A 12,319-nucleotide genomic window follows, 5' to 3' on the forward strand; every position below is an offset into this window, starting at 1 on the left:
CTGCGGTCAAGGGGCGCGTGAAAGTGTAACGACGGCTTCCACCTGCGAGGACCAGAGGAACTGGTCGATCGCGACGGCCCGCTCCACCTGCCAGCCCGGCGCACGGGCGAAGGCGGTGAGGTCGCGCGCGAGAGCGGCGGGATTGCAGGAGACGTAGATCACGCGCGGGACCATGGAGCGCGCGAGGATCGCGACCTGCTCCGCAGCCCCTGCAAAGGGCGGGTCCAGCACGAGGGCCGCGGCGCCGTTCAATTCGGGGGCGAGCAGCGGCTGGCGGGCGAGGTCGCGGCGGGCGGCCCTGATGCGGGCGCCGGCGCGGCCGGCGGCGGCGTTCAGCGCCGTGACAGCCTCCTGCGCGCCCTCGAAAGCCTCCACCCGGCCGCGTGTGGAGAGAGGGAAGGAGAGAGTGCCGTAGCCGGCATGCAACTCGACGATCCGCGGCTTGCCCGGCATGCGCCGTGGCAGGCCCTCGAGCACGGCGGCGACGATGGCGGCCTCGCCCTCCGGCGTCGCCTGGAGGAAGGCGCCGGGGGCGACGGGAATGTCCACGCCCGAGAGGCGCGCAAGGGAGGGGCCGTTCTGCGCGGCCACTTCCGGCGCCTCGCGGCCGCTCTCGCGGGACCAGGCGATGCGGGGCAGGCCGGCTTCCGTGGCCAGGGCTGCAAGGGTCGCACGGTCCTTCGTGCCCAAGGGGCCGTCCGTGCGCAGCCATAGGTCCGGGCCCGTCCCGAGCAGGTTCACCATAGCCGAGCCGACGCGATGAAGGGCGGCGAGGCGCGTCATCGTCGCGCGCAGCGGATCGAGCAGGGCAAGGATGCGCGGGTGGAGGACGTGGCACTCGCGCATGTCGAAGGGATCGGCGGCACCGCGCGCGTGGAAGCCGATGGTGATGCCCTCCGGTCCGCGGCGGATGGCGAGGTCCGCACGGCGGCGGGTGTTGGGCGGGCTCGGGACGGCCGGCGCAACCTCGATGCCGGGGAAGCCGCCGCGCGCGAGGGCCTCCGCCACGCGGGCGGATTTCCAAACGGCAACAGCATCGCCGGCCCAGTGCTGCACGACGCAGGCGCCGCAGGTGCCGAAATGGGCGCAGGGCGGCACCACGCGGTCGGAGGAGGGGCTCTCGACGGCCGAGAGGGACGCGGCGCGGCCCTCGCCGCGGGCGGGGCCGGGCTCGGCCTCCACCACTTCGCCGGGCAGGGTGAAGGGGATGAAGACGGGGCGGCGCGCCTCGTCATGCGCGATGCCGTCGCCGGCCGCGCCGATGGCCTCGATGGTCAGGCGCATGGGAAGTTCCCGAAAAGCGAAGGGGCGGCCCCGCGAGGAGCCGCACCTTCCGGCCGGATCCCTGGGGGATCAGCCGAAGGCGTTGAGGCCGGTCTGGGCGCGGCCGAGGATGAGGGCGTGCACGTCATGCGTGCCCTCGTAAGTGTTGACGGTCTCAAGGTTCATGACGTGGCGGATGACATGGTACTCGTCCACGATCCCGTTACCGCCGTGCATGTCGCGGGACACGCGGGCGATATCGAGCGCCTTGCCGCAGTTGTTGCGCTTCATCATGGAAATCATCTCCGGCGCGGCCTTGTGCTCGTCGAAGAGGCGGCCGAGGCGCAGCACGCCCTGCAGGCCGAGGGTAATCTCAGTCTGCATGTCCGCGAGCTTCTTCTGGATGAGCTGCGTCTGGGCGAGGGGCTTGCCGAACATCTTGCGGCCGAGCGTGTACTCGCGCGCCGCGTGCCAGCAGAACTCGGCGGCGCCCAGCGCACCCCAGGCAATGCCGTAGCGGGCGCGGTTGAGGCAGGAGAAGGGGCCGGCGAGCGACTTCACGCCCGGCAGCCGGTTCTCCTCCGGCACGAAGACCTCATCCATCATGATCATGCCGGTGGTCGAGGCGCGGAGGGACATCTTGCCCTCGATCTTCGGCGCGGTGAGGCCCTTCATGCCCTTCTCGAGAATGAAGCCGCGCAGCACACCCTCATCATCCTTCGCCCAGACGACGAAGACGTCGGCGATGGGGGAGTTGGTGATCCAGGTCTTGGAGCCGGAGACGAGATAGCCGCCATCAACCTTCTTCGCGCGGGTGCGCATCGAGTTCGGGTCGGAGCCGGCATCGGGCTCGGTCAGGCCGAAGCAGCCCACCCACTCGCCGGTGCGGAGCTTGGGCAGGTACTTGTCCTTCTGCGCCTCGGAGCCGAAGGCGTGGATCGGGAACATGACGAGCGAGGACTGGACGGAGAAGGCGGAGCGGTAGCCGCTGTCCACCCGCTCCACCTCACGGGAGATGAGGCCGTAGGAGACGTAGCCGACGCCGGCGCAGCCATGGCTGTCGAGCGTGGCGCCGAGGAAGCCCATCTCGCCGAACTCGTTCATGATCTCCCGGTCGAAATGCTCGTTCCGGTTGCCCATGAGGATGCGGGGCATGAGCTTGGACTGGCAGAACTCGCGCGCGGCATCGCGGATCATCCGCTCGTCCTCGGTGAGCTGCTCCTCGAGCAGGAGGGCGTCGTCCCACACGAAGGTGCCCATCTTGCTCGGGACGCGGACCTGCGGGGCCTCCGGCATGACCTGGGTGACGACGTTCATCTCTGCGTTCCTCTCTTGCCGTGCAGATCGTGCGAACTGGCTGGCGCGCATCCTGCCCCAGAAGGGGTGGATCGCGCCATGCCAAGGAGGGGAGATGAGCCCCTCCCCACGCGAAGGTCAGGCCGCTTCGGCCTCGTCCGCGTGGCGGCGCGGGCGCGGCACGGGGATGAGCATGAAGGCCGGGGTGGCGTCGCCGAAGCCGACGACGGGCGGGCCGAGGTCGTCCGAGCGGTGGCGGTAGGCCTCGCGGCGGTTGTCGCGATCGGCGCGGCGGGGGCGGTCCTCGGAGGACCAATCGCGGCCGGCGTCGCGGTTCACCTCGTCAAGCACGCGGTCGCCGGAGCGGCCCTCGCGCCGAGGGTCGCGGTCGTTGCGGGCGCGGTCCTCACGAGGCCGATCCTCGCGGCGCCCCTCGCGCGGGGCACGCTCCTCGCGAAAGCCGCCAGCCTCACGCGGGGGACGGGCCTCCCGCTCCTCGCGGGGCGGGCGGGCCTCGTCGCGACGCGGGCGGTCGCGCCCGGCGTCGCCGCCGCGCTCGCGCCGCGGCTCGCCCCGACCGCGCTCGCCACGGCCGGCATCGCGGCCCCCACGGGCGCCGCCGCGGCCCCGGCCGCGGGAGGACTTCAGCCCTTCCTGGATCTCCTCGGGGGTCACGGGCTCCAGGCCCTCGATCGTCATCGGCGGGATCGGGCGGCCGGTCAGGCTCTCGACTGCGGCGACAGCCTTCGCCTCGTCGGCGGTGGCGAGCGTGTAGGCATGGCCCTCGCGCCCCGCGCGGCCCGTGCGGCCGATGCGATGCACGTAGTCCTCGGCATGGAAGGGCACGTCGAAGTTGAAGACGTGGGAGAGCCCGCCGATGTCGATGCCGCGCGCCGCCACGTCCGAGCAGACGAGGAGCTGAAGCTCACCGGCCTTGAACTTCTCGAGCGTCTGGAAGCGCATGGACTGGGCGAGGTCGCCGTGCAGGGCGCCGACGCTGAAGCCGTGCCGCTTGAGGCTCTTGTAGAGGATGTCGACGTCGATCTTGCGGTTGCAGAAGATAAGGGCGTTCTGCACCTGCTCGCGCTTGATGAGGCGGCGCAGCGCCTCGCGCTTCTCGCGCTCCTGCACCCAGACCAGGCCGGCGGTGATGGTGGTCGCAACCGAGGCCGGGGCGGAGACGGTGATCTCGCGCGGGTTCTGCAGGAAGGCGTCCGCCAGGCGGCGGATCTCAGGCGCCATGGTCGCGGAGAAGAAGAGGGTCTGCCGCAGGCGGGGCAGGAGGGAAACGATCCGCTCGACATCCGGGATGAAGCCCATGTCGAGCATCCGGTCGGCCTCGTCGATCACGAGGACCTTGCAGTCGGCCAGGAGGATGCGGCCGCGATCGAAGAGGTCGAGCAGGCGGCCGGGGGTGGCAATGAGGACGTCCACGCCCTTCTCGAGCACCGTCCTCTGCTCATCCATGCTCTCGCCGCCGATGAGCAGCGCATGGGTGAGGGACAGGTGCTTGCCGTACTTCACGAAGTTCTCGGCCACCTGGAGCGCCAGCTCGCGCGTCGGCTCCAGGATGAGGCTCCGCGGCATGCGGGCCTTGGCGCGGCTGCCGGCGAGGATGTCCAGCATCGGCAGGGTGAAGCCGGCGGTCTTGCCCGTGCCGGTCTGGGCGCAGCCGAGCACGTCCCGGCCCATAAGCACGACGGGGATCGCCTGCTCCTGGATCGGAGTGGGGTGGACATAGCCGGCTTCGGAGACGGCCTGGAGGATCGGATCGGAGAGACCGAGATCAGCGAAGGTCACGGGCGGGGTGCCGGTGTCCTCCTCCTCGAACTCCTCGTCCTCCTCGCTGACGGACTCGACGCCCTCCTCTTCCAGATCGGCCGCCTCGGGCTCGTTGCGGCCGGCTTCGGCGGGCTCGCCCATCTCCATCGCGCGGATGTCGCCGGCGGCGAGGTCGGGGATGACCTCCTCCGGCTCGTCGCTCGTCGCGACAACGGGTTCGGCAGCCTCGAAGGCGGCCGGCTGATCCTCGAAACCGGCGGAACTGCCCTCGCCCACGGGGTCGCCGTCGGCGGCGCCGAGGACGGAGCCGGCCGCACCCGCCTCAGGCGGGGCTTCCGGCGCGCGGTCCTGCGGCGCGGCGCCGTCGGCGGGAAGGGGCTGGTCGTGGTCGGTCGCGGGGTCGGTCAAGCGTTGGTTCCTGTGCCGCCATCCGGCCGGCTGCGGCGGTTACGGCGGTAGTCTGGCGGAGGGGCCCCGGTCAGGGCCTGGGGTCGGGCGCGGGCGGCGTGCCGGAGGCGCCCGGCCGGTGGTCCGGCGTGGCGCGTCCGTTTCAGGCCGCGCGACACGCAGCCGCTCGCGCGCGATATGCGCCCGCAACGGCCGTGATGCAAGAAGAGAGGCACGGCGCAAGGGCCACTGGTGGCACGACGCCAGCGTTGCGCGGGGCCCGGACCGGTGGTTAGCACAGGCCATGCACCGCCCGCCACTGATCCTTCTTCCCGGCCTGCTCTGCGATACGCGGCTCTGGCGCGATCAGGTGGCCGGACTGGCCGATCTGGCGGAACCGGTGGTCGCGGACCTCACCCTCGATTCGAGCCTGGGGGAGATGGCGGCGCGGGTGCTGTCGCTCGTACCGGGGCGCTTCGCGCTCGCCGGGCTCTCCATGGGCGGCTACGTGGCGCTCGAGATCATGCGGCGGGCTGGGGCAAGGGTTGAACGCCTGGCCCTGTTCGACACCTCCGCCCGCGCGGACACGGAGGAGGCGGCGCGGCAGCGGCGCGGGTTGATGTCGCTGACGAGGCGGGGTGCCTTCCGGGGCGTGACGCCGCGGCTGCTGCCCCGCCTCCTGCACCCCGCGCATCTCGAGGCGCCCCTCGCGGCCGAGGTGATGGAAATGGCGGAGCGCGTGGGGCGCGACGCCTTCCTGCGGCAGCAGGAGGCGATCCTCGGCCGGCCGGATTCTCGCGGCGATCTCGCGGGCATCGCGGTGCCCACCCTCGTTGCGGCGGGTGAAGCAGACGTGCTGACGCCGCCAGAACTCGCACGGGAGATCGCGGCGGGCATTGCCGGCGCCGCGCTGCACCTGCTGCCGGGCTGCGGGCACCTGCCGAGCATGGAGGCGCCGGAGGCGGTGACGGCCTTGTTGCGGGATTGGCTCGCCGCGCCCCTTCAAGGGGCGCCGGAGGAGACCTAACTCCCTCTCATGAGCAAGGTCAGGCGCATTCTCCTCGCGGCGGCGCTGCTGGCGTCGGCGCTCCCCCTTTCGGCACCGGCGGAGGCGCGCGGCGGGGTCTTCCTCGGCTTCGGCGTTGGGGTGCCCGCCTATCCCGCCTACCCCTACCCCTATGCTTATCCGCCGCCGGCCTATTACGTGCCGCCCTATCCTGCCTATGCGGCACCCTATCCCGCCCCTTACCCAACCTACGTGGCGCCCCGTCCGGCCGGGCAGGCCTGCTATGCCGGGGCCTATGTCTGCCCGCTCGACCGTCCCATGGCGGCGGGCGACGCCTGCGGTTGCCCGGCCATGAACGGGCAGCGGGCCTGGGGCCGGGTCGGCAACTAGGTCCCCGGGCGGCAGCGCGGCGTTCGTCGGAGAGGCGATGGCCTGGGTAGGGCTTAGTCCGCACCCGTGCCTTCACATCGCCCGACGTCGGTGGAGCGCGCGCGGCGCGAAGCAGGGGGCGCCGGGTGCGGGGAAACCGCGGGGCTGTGCCGTGCCTTATTCCGGCGGAGGAAGCAGCCGCACCCATGACCAACGCCAGCCTTTCCGAAACACGGGACGACGCCGCGGAGAGCATCGTCGAGCCGCGCGAGGCGGCGCGTGCGGCGGGTTTGCGGTATGTGAGCGATACCCGGCCCGGTATCCGGCGCGAGGCGAAGGGTGACGGCTTCGTCTACTACGACGTGGCGGGCAAACCCGTTCGGGACGAGGCGACGCTGGAGCGGATCCGCTCGCTCGCCATTCCGCCCGCCTATACGGATGTCTGGATCTGCCCGCAGGCGAACGGGCATATCCAGGCCACCGGGCGTGACGCGCGCGGACGCAAGCAGTACCGCTACCATCGCCGCTGGCGCGAGACGCGGGATGCCACGAAATACGAGCACATGGCCGAGTTCGCGGCGGCGTTGCCAGCCATCCGCGCGCGTGTCTCGGCCGACCTGCGGCGCAAAGGTCTGTCGCGGGAGAAGGTTCTGGCCACCGTCGTGCGGCTGCTCGAGACGACGCTCATCCGCGTCGGCAACGACGACTATGCAAAGGAGAATGGGTCCTTCGGGCTGACCACGCTTCGCAATCGGCATGTCTCGGTGAAGGGCGAGACGATGCGTTTCGCCTTTAAGGGCAAGAGCGGGAAGACCTGGCGCCTGGGCTTGCAGGACCGCCGCGTGGCGCGGGTGGTGCGTGAGTGTCAGGACCTGCCGGGCCAGGAGCTGTTCGCCTATCCAGCCGAGGACGGCTCGCTGCACGACGTGACCTCGGGGGACGTGAACGACTACCTGCGCGAGGTCTCCGGGCGCGAGATCACCGCGAAGGACTTCCGCACCTGGGCGGGGACGGTAATGGCGGCCCTGGCCCTACGGGAGTTCGAGGCCTTCGATACGCAGGCCGCGGCGAAGCGCAACATCCGCGCCGCGATCGAGCGGGTCTCTTCGCGGCTGGGGAATACGCCCACGGTTTGCCGCAAGTGCTACGTCCATCCGGACCTCCTGGACGGCTACATGGACGGCAAGCTCGTGCTGGAGATTGCCGAGCGGGCGGAGGAGGAGCTGCGCGAGGAGATGGAGGACCTACGGCCCGAGGAGGCGGCGGTCCTGGCCCTTCTGGCGCACCTGAAGGCTGGCAAGGCAGCCGCACCGGCGAAGCGAGGCGGGGCGAAGCGTGCGCGAGCATAGCGCGAGGGTGGCGGGCACGCAGCTCTACTTGCTTCCCGGCCCGCCTTTGGCCTCAACCGATCCGGCACTTGCGCAGCGATCATCCGCGGCTCCCGCCTGCACCTTGGCGCGGGCGGCCGGGAACTGGCGGAGGTGGTGCTGGCACGCCGCCGAGGTGGGTGTAGGCAGGTAACTCTACAGATCGGGGATGTGGCGCGACTTCCGCATGGGGCTGTCGCGCAGCCTCTGACGACTGCCGGCCGGGAAGGGGACCTTCCCGGCCGTTCTCGCCTCAGCCGTGCTGCGTCTCGCTATCCATGTGGAGGAGCTGCGAGGCTGGATAGCGGGCGCCGGCCGCCGCGCCGGCGGGGATGGCAGCCTCGATGGCGGCGAGCGTCGCCTCGTCGAGCACGAGCTCGGCGGCGCCGAGCGCTTCCTCCAGCCGGTCCCGCCGACGGGCGCCGACCAGGGGCACGATGTCCTCCCCGCGCGAGGCGACCCAGGCGATGGCGAGTTGGGCGGTGGTCACGCCGCGCTCCGCCGCGATGGCGCCCAGGGCTTCGGCCAGGGAGAGGTTACGCGCGAGGTTCTCGCCCTGGAAGCGCGGGCTGATGGCGCGGAAGTCGCGGGCGCCGCTGCGATCCTTCGACCAGTGGCCGCTGATAAGCCCGCGGGAGAGCACGCCGTAGGCGGTGACGCCGATGCCCAGTTCCCGGCAGGTGGGCAGAATGTCGCTCTCGATGCCGCGGGAGAGGAGGGAGTACTCGATCTGGAGATCCGCGATCGGGTGCACGGCATGGGCGCGGCGGATTGTGGTGGCGCCTACCTCGGAAAGGCCGATGTGGCGGAGATGGCCCTTCTCGACCATCTCGGCCATGGCCCCGACGGTCTCCTCGATCGGCACGTTGGGATCGAGCCGGGCAGGGCGGTAGATGTCGATGTGGTCGGTGCCGAGGCGCTGAAGGGTATAGGCAAGGAAATTCTTCACCGCCGCTGGGCGGGAGTCGTAGCCCGCCCAGCCGGCATCGGGGTCGCGCAGGGCGCCAAACTTGACGCTGATCTGGAAACCGTCGCGAGGAAGGCTGCGCAGGGCCTCGCCGATCAGCATCTCGTTATGGCCCATGCCGTAAAAGTCGCCGGTATCGAGGAGGGTGACGCCGCGCTCCACGGCCATGGCGATCGTGGCCAGGCTCTCGGTGCGGTCGGCGGGGCCATAGAAGTCGGACATGCCCATGCAGCCGAGGCCGAGGGTGGAGACGAGGGGGCCGGTGCGGCCGAGGCGGCGCTGGTTCATCGGGAGGGGTCCTTACCGGTTGGGGTGCCGGAGATATGCCCTGCGGCGCCGGAGCGCTTAATCCCGTATGATCAGGATAATGCGTTCGGGATTCGCGAATGATGCGGGCGTCCTTGGAGGACCTGGAGCTGCTGGCAGCGGTGGCGCGCCTCGGCAGTTTCCGCGCGGCGGCGCTGGAGGCGGGGATATCACCCTCGAGCGCGACGGAGCGGATCCGGGCGCTGGAGGACCGGGTGGGGGCGCGGTTGCTGAACCGGACCACCCGCAGCGTGGCCGCGAGCGAGGCGGGCAGGGCGCTGTTGGCGCGGCTGGGGCCGGCACTCGGTGAGATCCAGGCGGCGCTGGACGAGGTCGGGCGGGCAGCGGATACGGTGTCGGGCACGCTGCGGATCAACGCGCCGCCGCCCGCCGCGCAGCTTGTCCTCGCGCCGCTGCTCGCGCCTTTCCTCGCGCGGCACCCGCGCGTGGTGGTGGAGGTCGCATCCGACAGCGGCTTCGTGGACATCGTTCGGGAGGGCTTCGACGCCGGCGTGCGCTATGGGGAGAGCCTGGCACGGGACATGATCGCGGTGCGCCTGGGCGGACCGCAGCGCTATGTGCTCGTGGCCTCGCCGGCGCTGGTCGCGCGTCTGGGCGTACCCTCCGGTCCGCGGGCGCTGCTCGGCCTGCCCTGTATCCGCACGCGGTTCAGCAGCGGCACCATGCTGCCCTGGGAGTTCGAGCGGGAGGGTGAGGTGGTGACCATCCGGCCGGAGGGGCCGGTCATCACGGGGGATGGACAGATCGGGCTGGCGGCGGCGATGGACGGGTTGGGCTTCTACGCCACCTTCGAAGGGTGGGCGCGGCCCTATCTGGACGCAGGGCGGCTAGTCTCGGTGCTGGAGGAGTGGCTGCCGCCCTTCGAAGGGCCATTCCTCTACTACCCCTCGCGCCGCCATATGCCGGCCGCGCTCAGGGCCTTCGTGGATTTCCTGCGTGGGCGGGGGTAAGGTGGATCAGACGTCCACCTCGGCCTCGTCCAGCTTCGACGCATTTTCCTGGATGAAGCGGAAGCGGAGCTCGGGCTTGCGGCCCATCAGGGCCTCGATCAGCTCGGCTGTCTCGGCCCTGGCATCCTGGGGCAGAACGACGCGGAGGAGGGTACGCTTCTTCGGATCCATCGTCGTCTCCTTGAGGGAGGCGGGCGGCATCTCGCCGAGACCCTTGAAGCGGCTGACCTCGACCTTCTGGTTCGCCTTGAACTCGCGCTTGAGGATACGCTCGCGGTCAGCGTCGTCCCGTGCGTAGACGGATTTCGCGCCGTGCTGGAGGCGGTAAAGCGGGGGCTGGGCAAGGAAGACCTTGCCCTCCCGCACCAAGGCCGGAAGCTCCTTGTAGAAGAAGGTCATCAGCAGGGCCGCGATATGCGCGCCGTCCACGTCGGCGTCCGTCATGACGATGATGCGGCCGTAGCGGAGGCGCGCGAGATCGAAGCGGTCGCCGACGCCGCAGCCGAGCGCCTCCACCAGGTCGCGAAGCTCCTGGTTGCCGCGCAGCTTCTCGGTGCTGGCGGAGGCGACGTTCAGGATCTTGCCGCGCAGCGGCAGCACGGCCTGGGTGACGCGGTCGCGCGCCTGCTTGGCGGAACCGCCGGCGCTGTCGCCCTCCACCAGGAAGAGCTCGGTCGTCTCGGCATTCTCGGAGGAGCAGTCGGCGAGCTTGCCGGGGAGACGGAGCTTGCGAGTCGCCGTCTTGCGCGGGGTGTCCTTCTGCTCCTTGCGGCGGATGCGCTCCTCGGCGCGCTCGATCGCCCAGGCGAGGAGGTTGTCGGCGTTGCGGGTATCGCCGGTCAGCCAATGGTCGAAGTGGTCGCGCAGCCCGCTTTCGACGAGGCGGGCGGCCTCGGGGGAGGTGAGCTTGTCCTTCGTCTGGCCCTGGAACTGCGGGTCGCGCACGAAGACCGAGACCATGCCGGCGAGGCCGCCGAAGAGGTCCTCCGCCGTCACCGTCGCCGCGCGCTTCTCTTTCCGCAGCTCGCCATAGGCGCGGAGGCCCTTCACCAGCGCGGCGCGGAAGCCGGCCTCATGCGTGCCGCCCTGGGGCGTGGGGATGGTGTTGGCGTAGGTGGAGAGGAAGCCCTCGCCCTGCTCGATCCAGGTGGCCGCCCATTCGGCTCGGCCGGCACCGCCGGGGAAGGTGGTCTCGCCCGCCCAGGGGGTGGGGATGACGGCCGGCTTGCCCTCGATTGCGGCGGCCAGGTAGTCGCTGAGGCCGCCCGGGAAGTGCAGGGTGGCCTGGGCGGGGGTCTCGTCCTTGATAAGGCGCGGGTCGCAGGACCAGCGGATCTCCACGCCCTTGTAGAGATATGCCTTGGAGCGGCAAAAGCGGTAGAGCCGGGCCGCCAGGAACTGCAGCTTGCCGAAGATATCGGGGTCCGGCCGGAAGCGAATGGTGGTGCCGCGGCGGTTGTGGACAGGGCCGGCGTTCTTCAGCTTGCCCAGCGGCTTTCCGCGCGAATAGGCCTGGGTGAAGAGGGTGCGGTCGCGCGCGACCTCTACCTCCATGCGCTCCGAAAGGGCGTTCACCACCGAGGAGCCGACGCCGTGCAGGCCGCCCGAGGTGTCGTAGGCCTTGCCCGAGAACTTGCCGCCGGAGTGGAGGGTGGTGAGGATCACCTCCAGCGCCGAGAGCTTCGGGAACTTCGGGTGCGGGTCTACGGGGATGCCGCGGCCGTTGTCGCGCACCGTCAGCCAGTTGTCCGGCTCGAGCGTGACCTCGATGCGGTCGGCATGGCCAGCCACCGCCTCGTCCATGGCGTTGTCGATGACCTCGGAGGCGAGGTGGTGGAGCGCGTTCTCGTCCGTGCCGCCGATATACATGCCGGGGCGGCGCCGAACCGGCTCCAGGCCCTCCAGCACCTCGATGTCGGCGGCGGAGTAGGATTGCGGGGCGAGGCCCTTGGGGCGTCCGCCGAAGAGATCGTTCATGACTTGTTCTGGTCCCCTGGCCCAAAATAGCCATGCGGGGGGCCATATGCAACCGCCGCCGCAACCCTTGCGGGCCGCGGCGGCGGGGGTGTTACTCCCGGGCCGCTAGGGGCTTAGTTCTTACCCTGAAGGTGGGCCTCGATCATCCAGAGGGACTTATCGACCACGCGGGAGACCTGGGTGAGGAGGTCAGAGGTATCGGCGTCGCCGGCCTCGTCCGTGCTGTCGATGCCCTTGCGCAGGTGCTTGGCCAGCTCGGCATAGCGGTCGGCCAGCGCCTGGCAGTGGTCCAGCCCGTCGAGCAGGTTCGCGTCGTAGGGGGTGATCCGGGTGCGGGCGCCGACGCCCTGAGTGGTGCCGTCGGGGATCCCGCCCAGCTGCACGGCGCGCTCGGCCAGCTCGTCCGACTGCTCCGCCAGCAAGCCGTAGAACTCCTCGAACATCTTGTGCAGGCCGTAGAAGTGGCTGCCCTTGACGTTCCAATGGGCCTGGCGCGTGGCGTTGGTGGCGTCGATGATGTCGGCGAGCACGGCGTTCAGGGTCGCGATGCTCTCGGCCTTGGCATTGCCGGGGGTGTCGTTGCGCGTGTCGAGCTGAACCTTGTCGGACGGGGTCTTGGCCATAAGGG

General features: G+C 70.7%; 10 protein-coding genes. 4 read left to right on the forward strand and 6 right to left on the reverse strand.

Annotation, left to right across the window (positions count from 1 at the left end):
* Window positions 1-6: 6 nt before the first annotated feature.
* The 3 genes from D9599_RS32160 to D9599_RS20745 form a co-directional block, all read right to left on the reverse strand.
* A complete protein-coding gene (locus D9599_RS32160) occupies window positions 7-1,284 on the reverse strand; it encodes a class I SAM-dependent RNA methyltransferase (protein ID WP_198383205.1) in 1,278 nt (425 codons plus the stop codon).
* Window positions 1,285-1,353: 69 nt separating this feature from the next.
* Complete coding sequence (locus tag D9599_RS20740) at window positions 1,354-2,559, reverse strand: acyl-CoA dehydrogenase (RefSeq protein ID WP_198383258.1); 1,206 nt, start codon at window positions 2,557-2,559, stop codon at window positions 1,354-1,356.
* A gap of 138 nt (window positions 2,560-2,697) precedes the next feature.
* Window positions 2,698-4,482 carry a DEAD/DEAH box helicase gene (locus D9599_RS20745; protein ID WP_198383259.1) on the reverse strand — a complete coding sequence of 595 codons (1,785 nt, stop codon included), beginning with the start codon at window positions 4,480-4,482 and terminating at the stop codon, window positions 2,698-2,700.
* Window positions 4,483-5,032: 550 nt separating this feature from the next.
* Between D9599_RS20745 and D9599_RS20750 the strand changes: the two genes are divergently transcribed.
* The 3 genes from D9599_RS20750 to D9599_RS20760 all read left to right on the forward strand — a co-directional run bounded on the left by D9599_RS20750 (window position 5,033) and on the right by D9599_RS20760 (window position 7,452).
* Window positions 5,033-5,755, forward strand: a complete 723-nt coding sequence (locus D9599_RS20750) for an alpha/beta fold hydrolase (RefSeq protein WP_198383206.1) — start codon at window positions 5,033-5,035, stop codon at window positions 5,753-5,755.
* A 9-nt stretch (window positions 5,756-5,764) separates the two neighbouring features.
* A complete protein-coding gene (locus tag D9599_RS20755; RefSeq protein ID WP_198383207.1) occupies window positions 5,765-6,124 on the forward strand; it encodes a hypothetical protein in 360 nt (119 codons plus the stop codon).
* A 185-nt stretch (window positions 6,125-6,309) separates the two neighbouring features.
* On the forward strand, window positions 6,310-7,452 hold the full coding sequence (locus tag D9599_RS20760; protein WP_198383208.1) for a DNA topoisomerase IB: 1,143 nt from the start codon (window positions 6,310-6,312) through the stop codon (window positions 7,450-7,452).
* A gap of 271 nt (window positions 7,453-7,723) precedes the next feature.
* On the opposite strand, the gene D9599_RS20765 is transcribed toward D9599_RS20760, so the two are convergent.
* Window positions 7,724-8,725, reverse strand: a complete 1,002-nt coding sequence (locus D9599_RS20765) for an aldo/keto reductase (RefSeq protein WP_198383209.1) — start codon at window positions 8,723-8,725, stop codon at window positions 7,724-7,726.
* Window positions 8,726-8,823: 98 nt separating this feature from the next.
* Between D9599_RS20765 and D9599_RS20770 the strand changes: the two genes are divergently transcribed.
* Window positions 8,824-9,714 (forward strand): LysR family transcriptional regulator, encoded by an 891-nt coding sequence (locus D9599_RS20770; protein ID WP_198383210.1) that lies wholly within the window; start codon window positions 8,824-8,826, stop codon window positions 9,712-9,714.
* A gap of 6 nt (window positions 9,715-9,720) precedes the next feature.
* On the opposite strand, the gene parE is transcribed toward D9599_RS20770, so the two are convergent.
* Together parE and dps are read right to left on the reverse strand one after the other, a co-directional pair.
* Window positions 9,721-11,691, reverse strand: coding sequence for a DNA topoisomerase IV subunit B (gene parE, locus D9599_RS20775; RefSeq protein ID WP_198383211.1), 1,971 nt, complete (start codon window positions 11,689-11,691; stop codon window positions 9,721-9,723).
* Between the two features lie 113 nt (window positions 11,692-11,804).
* On the reverse strand, window positions 11,805-12,314 hold the full coding sequence (gene dps, locus D9599_RS20780; protein ID WP_198383212.1) for a DNA starvation/stationary phase protection protein Dps: 510 nt from the start codon (window positions 12,312-12,314) through the stop codon (window positions 11,805-11,807).
* Window positions 12,315-12,319 lie beyond the last annotated feature (5 nt).

Origin of the sequence: Roseomonas sp. KE2513 (assembly GCF_016107305.1) — a bacterium.
GTDB lineage: Bacteria > Pseudomonadota > Alphaproteobacteria > Acetobacterales > Acetobacteraceae > Roseomonas.